Consider the following 18,459-nt stretch of genomic DNA (forward strand, 5'->3'; position numbering starts at 1 on the left):
CCCCTTTTTTGGGAACGTCCCCACCATAGGAGGGGGGGGGGGTCTCCTTGGGGGGCGGTTCTCCCTCCCCCTCCGCCCCCCCGCGGCCCCCCCCCCCCCCCCCCGGACCCGGACGACCGTGCCGGTCCCCGTCCCCACGGGGCCGGCACGCAGGGCCGCCTCCGCTCGACGCGGCCCGGATCCAGGATGCCAGGTGCTTGACTTAGGCAAGCATGGCGGACTTAATTAAGTCAAGCAAGTTCCCTGAGTCTCGCGTCGCATCATGCCTGCAATGTGGCGGACAAAATTGTTGACAATGTTGTCTGGCTAGATTTAGGTTCGACACGCACTCACTCAGGGAGGGCACGATGCCGAAAGAAGCCCGTCCGAGCACCGGAGAGCAGGCCAAGCAGCACGCGTTCACGCAGCTGCGGCAGGCGATCCTGCACGGCGACATGGCACCGGCGCAGCGATTGGTCGAGAACGAACTCGCCGAGCAGTTCGACGTGACACGGGCGAGCATTCGCGCGGCACTCATCGATCTGGAGGCCCAGGGCCTCGTGGAGCGGATCCGCAACCGCGGTTCGCGGGTGCGGGTGGTGACCGTGGAGGAAGCGGTCGCCATCACCGAGTGCCGCATGGTCCTGGAAGGGCTGTGCGCGGCGAAGGCCGCCGTCGCGGCGAGTGACGACCAGGTGGCCGAACTGGCGGACCTGGGCAGGGCGATGACGAAGGCCGTGGCCGACGGCGAGCCGGTGACGTACTCCGAACTCAACCAGGAACTGCACGCCAGGATCCTGGAGTTCTCGGGCCAGCGGACGGCCGTGGAACTGCTGGAGCGGCTCAACGCACAACTGGTCCGCCACCGCTTCCAGTTGGCGCTCAGGCCGGGGCGCCCCCAGCACTCCCTGAACGAGCACCTGGCGATGATCGAGGCGATCACGGCCAGGGACCCGCAGGCGTCCGAGGAGGCCGTCCGCGCCCACCTCACCAGCGTCATCGAGGCGTTGCGCGACTGACACGTGCGAGGCGGGCGCACACCTGTCCACCCAGGCGAACCGCCTGAACGAAGAGGGAACCGAGCAATGACCCAGGCCAACGCGCCCGCCCCCCCACGATCGACACTCGTCGTCACCGCGCACGCCGGCGACTTCGTCTGGCGGGCGGGCGGCGCCATCGCCCTGGCCGCCGCCCGCGGGGAGAAGGTCACCATCGCCTGTCTGACCTTCGGTGAGCGCGGCGAGTCCGCCAGGGCCTGGCGCGAGGGCAGGGAGCTGGCGGAGGTCAAGGAGATCCGCAGGGACGAGGCGGAGCGTGCCGCCGACACCCTCGGCGCCGAGGTCCGCTTCTTCGACGCGGGTGACTATCCGCTGGTGGCCACCCCCGAACTGACCGACCGGCTCGTCGCCGTGTACCGCGACACCCAGCCCGACGTCGTGCTCACGCACCCGACCGAGGACCCGTACAACGGCGACCACCCGGCCGCCAACCGCATGGCGCTGGAGGCCCGGGTGCTCGCCCAGGCCATCGGCTACCCCGGGCCGGGCGAGATCATCGGCGCCCCGCCGGTCTTCTACTTCGAGCCCCACCAGCCCGAGATGAGCGGCTTCCGGCCCGAGGTGCTGCTCGACATCACCGAGGTGTGGGAGACCAAGCGCAAGGCGATGGAGTGCCTCGGCGCCCAGCGGCACCTGTGGGACTACTACACCGACCTCGCCGTCCGCCGCGGGGTCCAGCTCAAGCGCAACGCCGGACCCAACCTGGGGCTGGCCCACAAGACCCTGGCGGAGGCGTACATGCGCCCCTACCCGCAGATCGCGAAGGAGCTGGCGTGAGCGGCGTGATCGTCACCGGCCCGCCGAAGGCGGACGCCCAGGACGTCGAGGCGCTGGCCGGGTACGGCGTGGCCACCGTCAGCGAGGCGATGGGCCGTACCGGTCTGCTGGGGCCGGGGATCCGTCCGGTCCAGCAGGGCGTCCGGGTGGCCGGCACCGCGGTCACGGTGCTGAGCTGGCCCGGCGACAACCTCATGATCCATGCCGCCGTGGAGCAGTGCGGCGAGGGCGACATCCTGGTCGTCACCACCACGTCCCCGTCCACGGACGGCATGTTCGGCGAGCTGTTCGCGACCGCGCTGCGGCGGCGGGGCGTGCGCGGCATCGTGATCAACGCGGGCATCCGTGACACCCAGGAGCTGCGGGAGATGGGGTTCGCGGCCTGGTCGCGGGCCGTCTCCGCACAGGGCACGGTCAAGGCCACCGGCGGCTCGGTCAACGTACCCGTCGCGATCGACGGCCAGGTGATCCGCCCCGGCGACGTGATCCTCGCCGACGACGACGGTGTCGTGGTCGTCCCGAGGGAGCGGGCCCGGCGGACGGCTGAGGCGTCCGAGGCCCGCGAGGCCAAGGAGGCCGGCGCCCGCGCCGCCTTCCTCGACGGCCAACTGGGCCTGGACCGCTACGGGTTGCGCGAGACGCTGGTCCGTCTGGGAGTCACCTACACGTCGTACGAGGCGTACGCGCGGGACGGAGCCGGGGCATGACGGGGCCCGCGGGGGTGCGCTGCATGCTGATGCGCGGCGGCACCTCCAAGGGCGCCTACTTCCTGGCCGGGGACCTGCCCGCGGACACCGCCGCCCGCGACGACCTGCTGCTGCGGGTCATGGGCAGCCCCGACCCGAGCCAGATCGACGGTCTGGGCGGGGCCCACCCGCTGACCAGCAAGGTGGCCGTGGTCTCCCGCTCGGCCGACCCGTCGGCCGACGTCGACTACCTGTTCCTCCAGATCGCCGTGGACCGTCCCGAGGTCACCGACCGGCAGAACTGCGGCAACATCCTCGCGGGCATAGGCCCCTTCGCCGTCGAACGCGGTCTGGTCGCCGCCCGCGACGACGAGACGGCCGTACGCATCCGCATGCTCAACACCGGGGAACTGGCCGTGGCGAGCTTCCCCACCCCCGGCGGGCGCGTCGACTACGCCGGCGGCGCCGAGATCTCCGGGGTGCCGGGGAGCGCGGCGCCGGTGGTGATCGAGTTCCCGCGCGGCGGTACTTCGCTGCTGCCCACCGGGCAGGTCCGGGACGTCGTCGCCGGCACCGAGGTGACCTGTGTCGACAACGGGATGCCGACCGTGCTGATCCCGGCGACCGCGCTGAAGGTCACCGGCTACGAGTCGCCGAGGGACCTGGAGGAGGACCCGGCGCTCGCCGGCCGCCTGCGCGAGATCCGGCGGGAGGCCGGGCGCCTGATGGGCCTCGGTGACGTCGAGGGCGCCACCGTTCCCAAGCTCACCCTGCTCGCTCCGCCGAGAAACGGCGGCGCGGTCACCACCCGCACCTTCATCCCGGTGCGCTGCCACACCTCGATCGGCGTCCTGGGCGCCGCGAGCGTCGCGGCGGGGCTGCTCCTGCCCGGCGGCGTGGGGGAGGGGATCGGGGAACTCCCGGAGCGCGGTGACCGCGTTCGGGTCGAACATCCCAGCGGCTTCCTCGACCTGGACATCAGCGTGGACGCCGGAGCCGCGACGACAGCTCCCGCGGTGCGCCGTACCGCCGTCGTACGCACCGCGCGCAAGATCTTCGACGGCGCCGTCTTCCCCCGGTCCGCCGGGACGGCACCGATTCCCCCGCGACCCCGAGGAGGTCAACGATGACTCCGCCGCTCGGCGACATCGCCCACATCGGCCACGCCCAGCTGTTCACCCCGGACCTGGACGCCAGCGTCGCCTTCTTCACCGACTACCTGGGGCTCACCGTCAACGGGCAGGACGGCGGCACCGTCTACCTGCGGACCTTCGACGACTACGAGCACCACAGCCTGGTGCTCACCGCCCGCGAACAGCCCGGCCTCGGCCGGCTGGCGCTGCGCGCCTCCAGCGAGGAGGCCCTCCGGCGCCGGGTCCGGGCGGTCGAGCGGGCGGGCGGCACGGGCCACTGGGCCGAGGACGAACCGGGCCTCGGCAGGCTCTACGTGACCACCGACCCGGACGGCCACGAGCACGCCCTGTACTGGGAGAGCGAGCACTACCGCGCGCCCGAGGAGCTCAGGCCCGCGCTGAAGAACCAGCCGCAGGCCAAACCCAACCGGGGGGTGGGCGTGCGGCGCCTGGACCACGTCAACTTCCTCGCCGCCGACGTGCTCGCCAACGCGGAGTTCCAGCAGGATGTGCTCGGTGCGCGGCCCACCGAGCAGATCCTGCTCGACAGCGGGACGGTCGCGGCCCGCTGGCTGACCTTCACCGACAAGTCGTACGACGTCGTGTACACGTCCGACTGGACCGGCAGCGCCGGCCGGCTGCACCACATCGCGTTCGCGACGGACACCCGTGAGGACGTGCTGCGCGCGGCCGATCTGGCCATCGACGCCGGGGTGTTCATCGAGACGGGCCCGCACAAGCACGCCATCCAGCAGACGTTCTTCCTGTACGTCTACGAGCCGGGCGGCAACCGCGTCGAGCTGTGCAACCCGCTCACCCGCCTGGTCCTGGCGCCCGACTGGCCGCTGATCACCTGGACCGAGGAGGAGCGGAAGAAGGGGCAGGCCTGGGGGCTGCAGACCATCGCGTCCTTCCACACCCACGGCACCCCGCCGGTCGCCTGAGACGGGCGCCGGGACAGGCAGTTCGCAGGGGGACGAACCGCGCTCCGGCGTGCGCGGTTCGTCCCCCCTTTTGTCGTCAACCATATTGTTGCTGAGATTGTTGACAAAAGCGTTGACTCATTCGAGGCGGGTCCTTAGCGTCTAGCGCACACCGGGTCGGCCGCACGCGCCGCGTCGACCCCGTCCCGCTTCGATCCCCTCCAGGAAACCGCCCCCTGGACGAGAGGAAACAACGATGTCCTCCTCCCCGACGCTGTCCGCTCGCGGCAGCAGACTGGCCCTTCTGGCCGTCGGTCTGTGCTGGCTGGCCGTCCTTTTCGACGGCCTCGACATGTTCATCTACGGCTCGGTGCTGCCGCACCTGCTGGAGACGAGGACCTTCGGCCTCACCCCCGAGCAGGCCGGCGACCTGGGCAGTTACGCCACCTTGGGCATGCTGGTCGGCGCCCTGACCGCGGGAACGGTCGCGGACCGCGTCGGCCGCAAGAAGCTCATGATCGCCTGTGTGACGCTCTTCTCCCTGGCCTCGGGCCTGTGCGCGGTCTCCGGCAGCGTCGAGGTCTTCGGCCTCGGCCGGACCCTGGCCGGCGTCGGCCTCGGCGGCCTGCTGCCCACCGCGATCAGCATGGTCTCCGACTACGCCCCGCGCGGCCGTACCGCCCTCGCCATCGGCCTGCTGATGACCGCCCACCACGCGGGCGGCATCCTCTCCGCCTACGTGGCCAGGTGGCTCGTCGACCCGGTCGGCTGGCGCGCCGCCTTCTGGGTCTGCGTCGTCCCGCTGCTCTTCGTCCCCGTACTGGCGAGGTTCCTGCCCGAATCGCTGAGCTTCCTGGTCGCCAAGGGCCGTGCCGACGAGGCCCGGGCACTCGCCGCCCGCTTCGAGGCCGACCTGCCCGCCGCGGCCGGCCGGCAGACGGCCGCCGACCGCTGGGGCGCCCTGCGCAACCTGTTCCGCGGCGGCGAGTGGGCCCAGACCCTGCTGTACTGGCTCGCCTCCTTCGGCGGCCTGCTCCTCGTCTACGGCGTCGCCACCTGGCTGCCCACCCTGATGCGGGCCGAGGGCTACGCGCTCGCCAGCGCCCTGACCTTCGTCGTGGTCTTCAACCTCGGCGGCATCGTCGGCATGCTGGCCGCCGGGCGCGCCGCCGACCGCTTCGGCGCCCCGCGCATCTCGGCGGTCTGGTTCGCGCTGACCGCGGCCGGTGTCTACCTGCTCAGCACCCACATGCCGATGGGCGTGACCACCGTCGTGGTGTTCTTCACCGGCGTCTTCCTCAACAGCGCCCAGACGATGGTCTACGCGACGGTCTCCATCCGCTCGACCCCCGGCAACCGGGCCACCACGGTCGGCTGGACCTCCGGCATGGGCCGCTTCGGCGCCGTCTTCGGCCCGTGGCTCGGCGGCCAACTGCTCTCCGCCGGCAACGGCGACTGGGGCTTCACCGCCTTCGCCCTCGCGGGACTGTCGTCCATGGTGTTCATCGGCATCGCCGCGCTGCGCGGCTCCCGGCAGGCGCCCAGCAGCGCCGCGGAACAGGAACTGCTCAGCGCCCACTGAGCGGCGCCCACCGGGGGAGGCGCCACGTGCACCAGGGCGCGCGGACGGGCGTACGCGGACGGTCGCACGCGGACGGGCCCGCGCGGACGGTCGCACGCGGACGGGCGCGCGAGGACGGCCGCAGGCGAACGGGCGCGCGAGGACGGCCGCACGCGAACGGGCCCACGCGAACGGGCGCACGCGAAAGGGTGCGCAGGGATGGGCGTACGCGGACGGTCGCGCGCGGACGGGCCCGCGCGGACGGCCGCAAGCGAAAGGGTGCGCAGGGATGGGCGTACGCGGACGGTCGCGCGCGGACGGGCCCGCGCGGACGGGCCCGCGCGGACGGGCCCGCGAGGACGGCCGCAGGCGAACGGGCGCGCGAGGATGGCCGCACGCGAACGGGCGCACGCGAACGGGCGCACGCGAACGGGCGCACGCGAACGGAAGCCGGCCACCGCGGCGGATGCGGTGGCCGACGTCCGGCGTGCTGCCCGCGACCGAGCCCGAAGCCGGGCTCGTTCGCTCAGCCCGTTCGCCCAGCCCCGCGCTCGGCGCGCTCGCCTGCGGCTTCCTCGCCCTGTGGCGCGACGAGCAGTGGCAGATCGCCGTCGTCGCCGGGGTGTTCGGTCTCGGTATCGGCCTCGCCTCCATGGCCAGCCTGATGGTGGGCAGCATGCCCGCCGACCAGACCGGCGCGGCGACCGGCATGAACGCCAACACCCGCACCGTCGGCGGCTCGATCGGGGGCGCGGTGACCGGCGTACTGGTCACCGGCCGCCTCTCCAGCCCTCGGGCCTGCCCTACGGCTCCGGCCACACCCACGGCTTCACCCTGCTCGCGGTGCTGTGCCTGCCCTCCACGCCGGCGGCGCTCCTGGTGCCGGTGCACCGGGCGGCACGCCTGCCGGGCACGGTCGGAGCCGTCTCCGGGCCGGCGGACACCGGGCGGGCGGACACCGGTCCAGCCGACACCGGGCGGGCGGACACCGGGCGGCTGGGCGGCGCCGGGTCCGCGGCGTCCGTCGCGAACCCGGCGTCCGTCGCGCACCCGGCGCCCACCCCTCGGGGCTGACGCCCCCGTGGCCGTCCCGGGCCGTCGCGCGCCGGGGCGGCCACGAGCATGGGGTAGGGTTTGGCTGCGCGTTCACACGGACCACCGTGGGACGGCACCGGGACGTGGCGCAGCTTGGTAGCGCACTTGACTGGGGGTCAAGGGGTCGCAGGTTCAAATCCTGTCGTCCCGACGGTGCGAAGGGTCTTCGCGGGCGAGAGCCCGCGGGGCCCTTTTTGCGTTGCGCCCCGCTACCGCCGTAACCAGTCGGTGGACGTCCCCTTGACGCGGCCTGGATGCGGATTCACACTCCTGAAGGGAATCCTAGTGAACAGGTAGGGAAACATGGGGCGCGTCGGACCGGTCAGGAGTCGTGTGAGCCGCACGACCCCGCCGTCGCCCCTTCTCACCTCCCGCCGGCACATCGATCTGCAGCGTGTCTGCAGCGCGATCAGGCCGCCCCTCGGCTGAACCCGGCCGCACCCCCGCGCCCCTCGGTGTCCCTCGCGGCACCGCCCTGACCGGCGCGCGCGTGCCCGCCGTCCGCCGCTCGCCCGACGTCGCTTCCGCCGCGCGTACGTCTGCGCACCCACCCCGGGGAGATCCATGTCCATCACGCCGCTCGCCCCCGTCCCCTCCACGTCGCCCACCCCGCCCTTCCGCGGCCGCATCGGCCGGGACGCCCGCAGCGGGCACTACGCCGTGCCCGGCCGCTACCACCTCCACCTGTCGACCGCCTGCGCCGGCGGACTGCGCATCGCCGTGGTGCACAGCCTGCTCGGCCTCGCCGACGTGTGTCCGGTGACCGTCCTGGACGCCGTCCCCGACTGTCCCGACGGGGGGTACTCCGCGCTGCGCCCGCTCTACGACGCGAGCGCGCACCGGTACGCGGGAGCGGCCGTCGGGCCGGTGCTCAGCGACGACTGGTCGGGCCGTATCGTCAGCACCCACGCCCCGGACGTGACACGGGACCTGGCCCGCCACTTCGGCGGAGGGCGGCCTCCGCTGTACCCGTGCGGCACGGAGGCGGAGATCCAGACCGTGGAACGGCTGTGCGCCCAGGGCGTCGACGCGGCCGCGCAGAGCGCCGGCCAGGCCGGCGCCCACGCCGAGCAGCGGACGGCGGCGCTCGACACCCTGTTCGGCACGCTGGACGCGCTGGAGCGGCGTCTCACCAGGCACGACTACCTGATCGGTGACCAACTCACCGCCGCCGACGTCGAGTTGTTCGTGACGCTGGTGCAACTCGACACCGTGCACCGCCACCATTTGGACGCCGCCGCGGTGCACCGCATCGCCGGCCACCCCGCGCTGTGGGCCCACGCCCGCCACCTCGCCGCCCATCCGGCCTTCGCCGCCCACCTCGACCTCGACGGCATCGCCCGCCGCCATCACGCCCGTTGCCGGGGCCTGGAGGCGGCCGGAGCGGCCGTCCAGATCCTCGACTGGGCCGCCCACGCCGCCCTCCGGCCGTAGCGGCGCCCCCGGCCGGTCCCACGCCACCGACCCGCTGTTCCAGCAGGTGGACGGGTGTTGACATCGGATCGGTCGATTGTCTTGACTTACGCCCAGAAGGTCATGAGCGTCAGCGACAGGCCCTGGCTGGCTGACCGGCAACCCTCGCACGCGGTGGGGTGCCCCAGGTGACGACCGGACCGACGACTCTTCGGTAAGCGCGAGGCCCACAGGGCCGGAACAGTGACGGTGACGACATGTACGCAGCTCCCAGGACGGCCGCACGCCGCTCCGCGGGCTGCGTACCGCCGTACGCGAACATCCTGGTCGCCGATCGTGCCGTCGATCTGCTCCGCGTCAACAGCGCACTGTGTACCGCACCGGGCCGTGCCCGCTGTCGGGGCTGACGAACTCCCCCCAGCCCTCACCGCACCGCTGCCCGGCACGCCGCTCGTCCCCCTGACGAACACCGCCCGCACGGTGCGCCGTTGTCCACCCAGCACCCCTCCGTACGTTCCGTGCGTCCCGCCGCGCCGCAGGCCGATCCCCGCCCTGCCGTCGCGCCGCGGCCGCTCGCGCTCGTCGCGGTCCCGGGAGTCCGACTCCGCCGGAGCCCCTCCATGAGTGAACCCCCTGGCGCCACCCTGTCCCTCGCCGAGGCGCCACCACCCGCCGACACCCCGTCAAGACCCCTCACCGCACAGCGCGTTCAGCCGCTGCGCCGCCCCGGGCGGTGGATCGCCACCGCGGTGGTCCTGGTCCTGGCCGCGCAGTTCGTGCACGGACTGGTCACCAACCCCTTCTACCAGTGGGACCGTTTCGGCTACTGGTTCCTGCGGCCGACCATCGTCGACGGACTGCTCATCACCCTCGAAGTCGCTGCCTACAGCGCCGTGCTGGGTCTGCTCGGCGGCGTCCTGCTCGCGCTGGCGCGGCTCTCCCGGAGCCCCGTCCTGCGCGCGGTCAGCTGGACCTACGTCTGGGTGCTGCGCTCGGTGCCCCTCATCGTGGTCCTGATCTTCCTGTACAACTTCAGCGCGCTGTACCAGACACTCAGCGTCGGAGTGCCCTTCGGCCCCGCCTTCTTCCGCTTCGACGAGTCGCGGCTCGCCACCGACATGGTCGTCGCCGTCGTCGGCCTCAGCCTCAACGAGGCGGCCTACGCGGCCGAGGTGGTCCGCGGCGGCATCCTCTCCGTCGACCAGGGCCAGCACGAGGCGGCCGCCGCCCTCGGGCTGCCGAAGGGCTACCAGTTCACGAAGATCGTCTTCCCGCAGGCCCTCAGGTCCATCGTCCCGAACTACGTCAACCAGCTGATCGGCCTGGTCAAGAGCACCTCGCTGGTGTTCTACGTGTCCCTGCTCGACCTGTTCGGCTCGGCGCAGACGATGGGCTCCACCTACCCCGGTGACATCGTGCCGCTGCTCCTGGTCGTCACCGTCTGGTACCTGATCCTCACGACCCTCGTCTCCGTCGTCCAGTTCTACGTCGAGCGGTACTACGCCCGGGGTGCCACGCGCTCCCTGCCGCCGACGCCGCTGCAGAAGCTGCGCACCGGTCTCACCGACCTCAGGGCCCGCATACGCAGGGAGGCCGCCGTATGAGCGCCGACGTCATCGAGGCCGCGCCCGCCGCGGTCGAGGTCCACAACGTGCACAAGTGGTACGGCGCCCACCGGGTGCTGGACGGCATCGATCTGACCGTGCGACCCGGCGAGGTCACCGTCGTCCTCGGCCCGTCCGGCTCCGGCAAGTCCACCCTGCTGAGGGTCGTCAACCACCTGGAGAAGCCGGAGATCGGCCATGTCAGCGTGGGCGGCGAGCTGATCGGCGTACGGCGGCAGCGCGACCGAAAGGAGAGGGGGGTCCCCCCGGCCGAAGGCTGGGGGAGGCTCAAGGAACTCAGCGAGCGGGAGATCCTCGCCCAGCGCAGCCGGATCGGTTTCGTCTTCCAGAACTTCAACCTCTTCCCGCACCTGACCGTCCTCGACAACGTCGCCGCCGCCCCCGTGGCCACCGGGAAACTCTCCAGGGCCGCGGGGCGGGAGCTGGCCCGCGCACTGCTGGACCGGGTCGGCCTCGGGGACAAGGCCGGCGCCTACCCCCGGCAGCTGTCCGGCGGCCAGCAGCAGCGCGTGGCGATCGCCCGCGCCCTCGCCCTGCGGCCCGGCGTCATCCTCTTCGACGAGCCGACCTCGGCCCTCGACCCCGAACTCGTCGGCGAGGTCCTCGCCGTCATCAAGGACCTGGCGACCAGCGGCACGACCCTGGTCATCGTCACCCACGAGATCGGCTTCGCCCGCGAGGTCGCCGACCGGATCGTGTTCATCGACGCCGGCCGGATCGTCGAACAGGGGCCGCCCGGCGAGGTGTTGGACCGGCCCCGGCACGAGCGGACGCGGGACTTCCTCAGCAAGGTGCTCTGACCCACCGGGACACCGTGCGCCACGACTTCCCCCCACGCCCCCCTTCACCCTCTCTCATCAGTGACAAAGGACGGCCATGCCTACCCACTTCACCCGACGGAGCCTGCTTCGCGGCATCACCGCGGCCACCGCGGTCGCCACTCTCGCCACCGGGCTCGCCGCCTGCGGTGGTGACAGCGACGCGGCCACCAGGACCGACAGCGCCGACTCCGGAGCCGTGACCGTCGGCCGGTTCTCCAACGGCGCCGCCAAGGAGACCACCCTCAAGGTGTCCGAGGTCAAGTCCATCAGCGCCGAACTGCCGGCAGCCGTCAGGAAGAGCGGCAAGCTCGTGATCGGCAGCGGCACCCTGCCGTCCGGCTCCCCGCCGCTGGGATACGTGGGCAGCGACCAGAAGACCCTCACCGGTTCCGAGCCCGACCTCGGCCGGCTGGTCGCCGCGGTGCTCGGTCTGAAGCCGGAGACCAGGCGGTTCACCTGGGAGAACCTCTTCGTCGGCATCGACAGCGGGAAGGTCGACGTCGCCTTCACCAACGTCACCGACACCGAGGAGCGGAAGGCGAAGTACGAGTTCGCCTCCTACCGGCAGGACAACCTCGGCTTCGAGGCGCTGAAGTCCGCCGGCTGGAAGTTCGACGGCGACTACGAGAACCTCGCGGGCAAGACCGTCTCGGTCGGCGCGGGCACCAACCAGGAGCGCATCCTGATCGCCTGGAAGAAGAAGCTGGAGAGCGAGGGCAAGAAGCTCACCATCAAGTACTTCCAGGACAACAACAGCACCTATCTGGCGCTCAGCAGCGGCAAGATCGACGCCTACTTCGCCCCCAACCCGAGCGTCGCCTACCACGTCACCCAGACGGCGAAGACGAACGCGCCGACGGTCAACGCCGGCACGTACTCCGGCGCCGGCGCGTCCCTCCAGGGCCTGATCGCGGCGACCGCCAAGAAGGGCAGCGGGCTCGCCAAGCCCCTCGCCGACGCCATCAACCACCTGATCGACAACGGCCAGTACGCCAAGTGGCTGGCCGCCTGGAACCTCTCCAACGAGGCCGTCGCCAAGTCCGAGGTCAACCCGCCCGGACTGCCCCTGACCGACTCCTGACCGCCCCCGGAAAACGCCCGGCCCAGTCCGGCGGAACCGGTTTGACCAGCAAGCGAGGAAAGGACTCCGCCTCCGTGACCCGTCAGACCCACCTCCACGGAGGCGGAGCCCGGACCGTGCTCGACCCGCACCCCCTGCTCGACAACGCCGTCTGGGCCGCGCTCACCGGCCCGCACGCCCACTTCGCCGAGCGGATCGGCCGGGCCGCACGCTACCCGGCCGACGTCTACGCCTTCGCCGCCCTCGCCGACCCCTCGGACCCCGCCGCCTGGGCCGACCTGCACACCCTCGCCGGCCCGGGAACGGTCGTACGGCTCAAGCCCGTCGACGCCGTGCCCGAGGGCTGGGAGGTGGTCGGCGCCGGAGCGGGCGTCCAGCTCGTCGACACCGCCCTGCGGGCCGAGCCCGCGCCCGAAGCGGTCCGGCTCGGGCCCGCCGACGTGCCGGAGATCCTCGACCTCGTCGCCCGGACCAGGCCGGGGCCGTTCCTGGAGCGGACCGTCGCCCTCGGCACCTACCTGGGCATCCGGCACCGGGGGCGGCTGATCGCCATGGCGGGGGAGAGGATCCGGCTGCCCGGCTGGACGGAGATCAGCGCCGTCTGCACCGACCCCGGTCACCGCGGCCGGGGCCTGGCCACCCGGCTGGTGCGGGCGGTAGCCGCCGGCATCCGCGACCGCGGCGACACCCCGCTGCTGCACGCCGCCGCGGCCAACACCCCGGCGATCCGGCTGTACGAGTCGCTCGGCTTCACCCTGCGCCGCCGCTCGCCGGTCGTGCAGGTCCGCACCCCCGGAACAGACGGCTCGACCGGACCGTTGGGACGGGGGAGCAGACGCGCTCGGCGCGGGCCCGCACGGCCCCCCGGGCCCGACGGACGGAGGTGGCGGACGTGACACGCGTACTGCGCTCCGCCCACCTCCACTCCCGGCCGCACATCGACCTCCAGCGCGTGGCCGGCGCGCTCTGTTGCTCCTGACGCCGTTGCCCCCGCCCGGCCCTTCCCCGTGAGGGCCGGTGCTCCCGTACGGACCTCCAGGAAGGCACCCACCCGTGTCCCCTTCTCCCTCCGCTTCTCCTTCTTCCCCGCTGCACCTCGCCGTCGCCCTCGACGGCACCGGCTGGCACCCCGCCTCCTGGCGGGAGCCGGTGTCCAGGCCCCGGGACCTGTTCACCGCCGGCCACTGGGCCGAACTGGTAGCCGAGGCCGAGCACGGCCTGATCGACTTCGTCACCTTCGAGGACGGCCTCGGCCTCCAGTCCTCGCATCTGCTGGAGCCGGACGCGCGCACCGACCAGGTCCGCGGCCGCCTCGACGCCGTCCTGACCGCGGCCCGTATCGCGCCGCTGACCCGGCACATAGGTCTGGTGCCGACGGTGGTGGCCACACACACGGAGCCGTTCCACATCTCCAAGGCGATCGCCACCCTGGACTATGTGAGCACCGGCCGGGCGGGCCTGCGGGTGCAGATCAGCGCCCGCCCGAACGAGGCCGCCCACTTCGGCCGACGCACGATCCCCCGCGTCGAGACCTTCGACAGCCCCGCCGCCCAGGATTTGATCACCGACCTCTTCGACGAGGCCGCCGACCACGTGGAGGCCGTGCGCAGGCTCTGGGACAGCTGGGAGGACGACGCGGAGATCCGCGACGTCACCACCGGCCGCTTCATCGACCGCGACAAACTGCACTACATCGACTTCGAGGGCGGCCACTTCAGCGTCAAGGGCCCCTCGATCACCCCGCGTCCGCCGCAGGGCCAGCCGATCGTCAGCGCCCTCGCCCACCAGACCGTGCCCTACCGCCTGGTCGCCCGCCAGGCGGACATCGGCTACGTCACCCCGCACGACGCCGGCCAGGCGCGCGCGATCGTCGCGGAGATCCGCGCCGAACAGCAGGCCGCCGGGCGGGCCGGCGAGCCGGTGCACGTCTTCGGCGACCTGGTGGTCTTCCTCGACGACGACCCGGCCGAGGCCGCCGCCCGCCGCGACCGCCTCGACACCCTGGCCGGCGCGGAATACCGCTCCGACGCACGGATCTTCACCGGCACCCCCGCGCAACTCGCCGACCTTCTACAGGAGTTGCAGTCCGCCGGTCTCACCGGGTTCCGGCTGCGCCCCGCCGTCCACGGCCACGACCTGCCGGCCATCACCCGGGCCCTGGTCCCCGAACTCCAGCGCCGCGACGCCTTCCGCCGCGCCTACGAGGCCGACACCCTGCGCGGACTGCTGGGTCTGTCCCGCCCCGCCAACCGCTACGCCACCGCCTGAGCCGGAAGGACCGCAGACCCATGAGCAAGCCGCTGAAGCAGATCCATCTGGCCGCCCACTTCCCGGGCGTCAACAACACCACCGTGTGGAGCGACCCCGAGGCCGGCAGCCACATCGAGTTCAGCTCCTTCGCGCACTTCGCGCGGACCGCGGAACGCGCCAGGTTCGACTTCCTGTTCCTCGCCGAGGGCCTCCGGCTGCGCGAACAGGGCGGGAAGATCTACGACCTGGACGTCGTCGGCCGCCCCGACACCTTCACCGTCCTCGCCGCACTCGCCGCCGTCACCGACCACCTCGGCCTGACCGGCACCATCAACTCCACCTTCAACGAGCCCTACGAGGTCGCCCGCCAGTTCGCCAGCCTCGACCACCTCTCCGGCGGCCGCGCCGCGTGGAACGTCGTCACCTCCTGGGACGCCTTCACCGGCGAGAACTTCCGCCGGGGCGGCTTCCTGCCGCAGGAGGAGCGGTACTCCCGGGCCAAGGAGTTCCTCGCCACCACGCACGAACTCTTCGACTCCTGGCGGGGCGACGAGCTCCTCGCCGACCAGGCGTCCGGCACCTTCCTGAGCGACGCTAAGGCCGGCGCCTTCGTGCACCAGGGGCAACACTTCGACATCGAGGGCCGGTTCGACGTCCCCCGCTCCCCGCAGGGGCGCCCGGTCATCTTCCAGGCCGGCGACTCCGACGAGGGCCGCGAGTTCGCCGCCTCCGACGCCGACGCGATCTTCAGCCGGTACGCCACCCTCAAGGAGGGCCAGGAGTTCTACACCGACGTGAAGAGCCGGCTCGCCAAGTACGGCCGCGGCCACGACGAGCTCAAGATCCTTCCCGCGGCCAGCTTCGTGCTCGGCGACACCGACGCCGAGGCGGAGGAACTGGCCAGGCAGGTCCGGCGCCAGCAGGTCAGCGGTGCCACCGCCATCAAGCACCTCGAGTTCGTCTGGAACCGGGACCTGTCGTCGTACGACCCGGACGGGCCGCTGCCCGACATCGACCCGGACCCCGGCGAGCACCACATCGCCCGCGGCCGCGCCCAGGTGCGGATGTACCGCGACCCGCTGGCCACGGCGCGGGAGTGGCGCGAGCGCGCCGCGGCCAACAACTGGTCGATCCGCGACCTGGTCATCGAGACCGGCAACCGGCAGAACTTCGTCGGCTCCCCGGCCACCGTCGCGAAGACGATCAACGACTACGTGCAGGCCGACGCGAGCGACGGCTTCATCCTCGTGCCGCACATCACCCCCACCGGCCTCGACGGTTTCGCCGACCGGGTCGTCCCGCTGCTCCAGGAGCGGGGCGTCTTCCGCACGGAGTACGAGGGCCCCACCCTGCGCGACCACCTCGGCCTCGCGCACCCGGACGCCGCCCGCGAGGAGCGGGCCGCGTCGTGAGGTTCCTCGCCATCACCCTCATCGTGCACGCCCCCGACCCCGTGACCGGTGTGCGCAAGCCGACCGGCGAGCGTTTCCGGGAGGTCCTGAACAACGCCGTGCTCGCCGAGGAACTGGGCTTCGACGGCTTCGGGGTGGGGGAGCGGCACGAGCGGCCGTTCATCTCCTCCTCGCCGCCGGTCGTCCTCAGCCACATCGCCGCGCTCACCCGCCGGATCCGCCTGTTCACCGCCGTCACCACGCTGAGCCTCCTCGACCCGGTCCGCGCCTACGAGGACTACGCCACCCTCGACCAACTCTCCGGCGGCCGCCTGGAGCTGATCATCGGCAAGGGCAACGGTGCCGCCCAGCGCGACCTGTTCCACGTCACGCCCGAGGACCAGTGGGAGCGCAACGCCGAGAGCTACGAGGTGTTCCGGCAGATCTGGCGGCAGGACAAGGTCACCGCCCGCACCCGGTTCCGCCCCGAGCTCACCGAGGCGGAGGTGTGGCCGCGGCCGTTGCAGCGGCCCGTCCGGGTCTGGCACGGCAGCGCCACCAGCAGGGAGTCGGTCGACCTCGCCGCCCGCTACGGCGACCCGCTGTTCTCGGCGAACGTCACCAATCCGATCGAGCCGTACGCCGAGTTGATCCGCCACTACCGCGAGCGCTGGGAGCACCACGGCCACGACCCGGCGGACATTGCCGTAGGCGCGGGCACCGCAGGCCTCTGCGTGGCCCCGACGTCACAGCAGGCACTGGCCGCCTACCGGCCGGTGTTCGAGGGGAACCTCGCCCTGCAGAGACGGATGGGCCTGGAGCCCGTCTTCCCCACCCTGGAGGACTTCGCCGAACGCAGCTCCGCGCTCATCGGCAGCCCACAGCAGATCATCGACAAGGTGCACCGCTACCACGAGCAGTTCGGCCACACCGTGCTGCATGTGCACGCCGACGCGAGCGGCCTGACGGACACCCGGCACCGCGACTCGCTGGAACTCTTCCAGTCCGCGGTCGCCCCCGTCCTGCGCCGCGAGATACCCGACCCGCCCTTCCCGTGGGCGCCGGTGCTCCCGGCGCCCGCACCGGACGAGGAGCCCGCCCATGTCTGACATCCCGCTCGGCGTCCTCGACCTGGTCCCGATCGCGTCCGGGTCCACCGCCGCCGAGGCGCTGCGCAACTCCATCGACCTGGCGCGGCGGGCCGAGGAGTTCGGCTACGCCCGCCACTGGTTCGCCGAACACCACCTCAACCCCGGCGTCGCGGGCACCTCGCCGGCGGTCGTCCTGGCGCTCACCGCCGCCGCCACCTCCACCATCCGGCTCGGCGCCGGCGCCGTACAGCTCGGTCACCGCACCGCGCTGTCCACGGTGGAGGAGTTCGGGCTCGTCGACGCGCTGCACCCGGGCCGGCTCGACCTCGGCCTCGGCCGCTCCGGCGGCCGCCCGCCGGGCGCGACCGCCACCACCACCCCGCCGCCCACGGCGACCCCCGTGGTGGACGGCCGCGCCCCCAACGGGCTGCGCATCCCGCCCCGCTTCTCCTTCGAGCACCTGCTCGGCTCGCCCCGGATCGCGCTCCAGCGCGGGCTGCTCCTGCTGCCGGGCGCCCGGTCCCAGGACTACGCCGAGCAGATCGACGACATCCTCGCCCTGCTGGCCGGCACCTACCGCTCCCCGGAAGGCGTGGAGGCGCACGTCGTGCCGGGCGAGGGAGCCGACGTCGAGGTGTGGATCCTCGGCAGCAGCGGCGGCGAGAGCGCCGAGACGGCCGGTGCCCGCGGCCTGCGCTTCGCGGCGAACTACCACGTCAGCCCGGCCACGGTCCTGGAGGCGGTGGACGGCTACCGGGCGTTCTTCCAGCCCTCCGAGTTCCTCGACAAGCCGTACGTCAGCGTGTCGGCGGACGTCGTCGTCGCCGAGGACGACGACACCGCCCGCGAGCTGGCCACCGGCTACGGTCCCTGGGTGCGCAGCATCCGCACCGCCGAGGGCGCCATCGAGTTCCCGACACCGGACGAGGCCCGCGCCCACGTGTGGACCGAACAGGACCGCGCGCTGGTCCAGGACCGCCTGGACACCCAGTTCGTCGGCTCCCCGGCCCGGGTCGCCGACCAGCTGGAACAGCTCCAGGAGGCCACCTCGGCCGACGAGTTGCTCATCACGACGATCACCCACGAGCACGCGGCCCGCGTCCGCTCGTACGAACTCCTCGCGGCGGAGTGGAGCCGCCGGGGTCACGTCTCCCCGTAGGGCTGACACCGGGGGCGCTCCCATCGGCCTGCCCTGCGCGACCGTCCCGGCTGCGCGAGTGGCGTGGCCGAGGACGTCACCCTCCCCCGAAGGCGACGTCCTCGACCGCTCCCCCGGTGCCGGACGGTGGTCCGTCCGCCCGTGTGCGGCTGACCCGTGCTGTCACCAGCACATCACCGCGGTTTCCCCCGAACCCCACGTGGAGTACAGGCGCACACGGACGAAGCAGCGGCGGCCCCAGACGAGACGGGCCCTGACGGCGGCGTCGTGCGGAGTACCCCCGTCGTCCGCACCGGCGAGGTGGCGGGGGCGTCGCCGTCGAAGAACCAGTGGTGCGGGACCGTGCCGTCGACCCACGTCGCGCGTCCCCCGACGAGCGCACCGCGCCGCTCGGCGGTCAGCCCCGGTGCGAAGCC

The 18,459-nt window shown here is 72.6% G+C and carries 17 protein-coding genes, 1 tRNA gene, 1 pseudogene and 1 riboswitch; all 19 genes and pseudogenes read left to right on the forward strand.

The window, feature by feature from the left end; all coding sequences use genetic code 11:
• Positions 1 to 347: 347 nt before the first annotated feature.
• The 19 genes and pseudogenes from AC07AZ_RS15665 to AC07AZ_RS15755 all read left to right on the forward strand — a co-directional run bounded on the left by AC07AZ_RS15665 (position 348) and on the right by AC07AZ_RS15755 (position 18,043).
• On the forward strand, positions 348 to 998 hold the full coding sequence (locus AC07AZ_RS15665; RefSeq protein WP_478847849.1) for a GntR family transcriptional regulator: 651 nt from the start codon (positions 348 to 350) through the stop codon (positions 996 to 998).
• A 66-nt stretch (positions 999 to 1,064) separates the two neighbouring features.
• Positions 1,065 to 1,814 carry a PIG-L deacetylase family protein gene (locus AC07AZ_RS15670; protein ID WP_478847851.1) on the forward strand — a complete coding sequence of 250 codons (750 nt, stop codon included), beginning with the start codon at positions 1,065 to 1,067 and terminating at the stop codon, positions 1,812 to 1,814.
• Complete coding sequence (locus AC07AZ_RS15675; protein ID WP_478847853.1) at positions 1,811 to 2,521, forward strand: 4-carboxy-4-hydroxy-2-oxoadipate aldolase/oxaloacetate decarboxylase; 711 nt, start codon at positions 1,811 to 1,813, stop codon at positions 2,519 to 2,521. The genes AC07AZ_RS15670 and AC07AZ_RS15675 overlap by 4 nt, the downstream gene beginning before the upstream one ends.
• Positions 2,518 to 3,630, forward strand: a complete 1,113-nt coding sequence (locus AC07AZ_RS15680) for a 4-oxalomesaconate tautomerase (RefSeq protein ID WP_478847855.1) — start codon at positions 2,518 to 2,520, stop codon at positions 3,628 to 3,630. The genes AC07AZ_RS15675 and AC07AZ_RS15680 overlap by 4 nt, the downstream gene beginning before the upstream one ends.
• A complete protein-coding gene (locus AC07AZ_RS15685) occupies positions 3,627 to 4,577 on the forward strand; it encodes a catechol 2,3-dioxygenase (protein WP_478847857.1) in 951 nt (316 codons plus the stop codon). The genes AC07AZ_RS15680 and AC07AZ_RS15685 overlap by 4 nt, the downstream gene beginning before the upstream one ends.
• A gap of 235 nt (positions 4,578 to 4,812) precedes the next feature.
• Positions 4,813 to 6,138 carry an MFS transporter gene (locus AC07AZ_RS15690; RefSeq protein ID WP_478847859.1) on the forward strand — a complete coding sequence of 442 codons (1,326 nt, stop codon included), beginning with the start codon at positions 4,813 to 4,815 and terminating at the stop codon, positions 6,136 to 6,138.
• A gap of 460 nt (positions 6,139 to 6,598) precedes the next feature.
• Positions 6,599 to 7,020, forward strand: a pseudogene (locus AC07AZ_RS15695) (MFS transporter); the annotation flags it as partial.
• A 269-nt stretch (positions 7,021 to 7,289) separates the two neighbouring features.
• Positions 7,290 to 7,363 (forward strand) — tRNA-Pro (locus AC07AZ_RS15700).
• Positions 7,364 to 7,515: 152 nt separating this feature from the next.
• The gene (locus AC07AZ_RS15705) at positions 7,516 to 7,641 is read left to right on the forward strand and encodes a putative leader peptide (protein WP_402161820.1); all 126 of its coding nucleotides are present in this window, start codon (positions 7,516 to 7,518) and stop codon (positions 7,639 to 7,641) included.
• 135 nt (positions 7,642 to 7,776) lie between these two features.
• Complete coding sequence (locus AC07AZ_RS15710; RefSeq protein WP_478847862.1) at positions 7,777 to 8,646, forward strand: glutathione S-transferase C-terminal domain-containing protein; 870 nt, start codon at positions 7,777 to 7,779, stop codon at positions 8,644 to 8,646.
• Between the two features lie 98 nt (positions 8,647 to 8,744).
• Positions 8,745 to 8,852, forward strand: a riboswitch (SAM riboswitch).
• Positions 8,853 to 9,245: 393 nt separating this feature from the next.
• Positions 9,246 to 10,229: an amino acid ABC transporter permease gene (locus tag AC07AZ_RS15715; protein WP_478847864.1), complete on the forward strand. Its 984-nt coding sequence runs from the start codon at positions 9,246 to 9,248 to the stop codon at positions 10,227 to 10,229.
• Complete coding sequence (locus AC07AZ_RS15720; RefSeq protein ID WP_478847866.1) at positions 10,226 to 11,050, forward strand: amino acid ABC transporter ATP-binding protein; 825 nt, start codon at positions 10,226 to 10,228, stop codon at positions 11,048 to 11,050. The genes AC07AZ_RS15715 and AC07AZ_RS15720 overlap by 4 nt, the downstream gene beginning before the upstream one ends.
• A 76-nt stretch (positions 11,051 to 11,126) precedes the next feature.
• Positions 11,127 to 12,152 (forward strand): ABC transporter substrate-binding protein, encoded by a 1,026-nt coding sequence (locus AC07AZ_RS15725; RefSeq protein ID WP_478847868.1) that lies wholly within the window; start codon positions 11,127 to 11,129, stop codon positions 12,150 to 12,152.
• 74 nt (positions 12,153 to 12,226) lie between these two features.
• A complete protein-coding gene (locus AC07AZ_RS15730; protein WP_478847870.1) occupies positions 12,227 to 13,048 on the forward strand; it encodes a GNAT family N-acetyltransferase in 822 nt (273 codons plus the stop codon).
• On the forward strand, positions 13,045 to 13,131 hold the full coding sequence (locus AC07AZ_RS15735; RefSeq protein ID WP_387535003.1) for a putative leader peptide: 87 nt from the start codon (positions 13,045 to 13,047) through the stop codon (positions 13,129 to 13,131). The genes AC07AZ_RS15730 and AC07AZ_RS15735 overlap by 4 nt, the downstream gene beginning before the upstream one ends.
• A gap of 74 nt (positions 13,132 to 13,205) precedes the next feature.
• Positions 13,206 to 14,420 (forward strand): LLM class flavin-dependent oxidoreductase, encoded by a 1,215-nt coding sequence (locus AC07AZ_RS15740; protein ID WP_478847872.1) that lies wholly within the window; start codon positions 13,206 to 13,208, stop codon positions 14,418 to 14,420.
• Positions 14,421 to 14,440: 20 nt separating this feature from the next.
• Complete coding sequence (locus AC07AZ_RS15745) at positions 14,441 to 15,814, forward strand: NtaA/DmoA family FMN-dependent monooxygenase (protein ID WP_478847874.1); 1,374 nt, start codon at positions 14,441 to 14,443, stop codon at positions 15,812 to 15,814.
• On the forward strand, positions 15,811 to 16,902 hold the full coding sequence (locus AC07AZ_RS15750; RefSeq protein ID WP_478847876.1) for an LLM class flavin-dependent oxidoreductase: 1,092 nt from the start codon (positions 15,811 to 15,813) through the stop codon (positions 16,900 to 16,902). The genes AC07AZ_RS15745 and AC07AZ_RS15750 overlap by 4 nt, the downstream gene beginning before the upstream one ends.
• Complete coding sequence (locus tag AC07AZ_RS15755; protein WP_478847878.1) at positions 16,895 to 18,043, forward strand: LLM class flavin-dependent oxidoreductase; 1,149 nt, start codon at positions 16,895 to 16,897, stop codon at positions 18,041 to 18,043. Before AC07AZ_RS15750 ends, AC07AZ_RS15755 begins: the two co-directional genes overlap by 8 nt.
• The last annotated feature ends 416 nt before the right edge of the window (positions 18,044 to 18,459 follow it).

This window comes from Streptomyces sp. NPDC043878, from assembly GCF_056435735.1.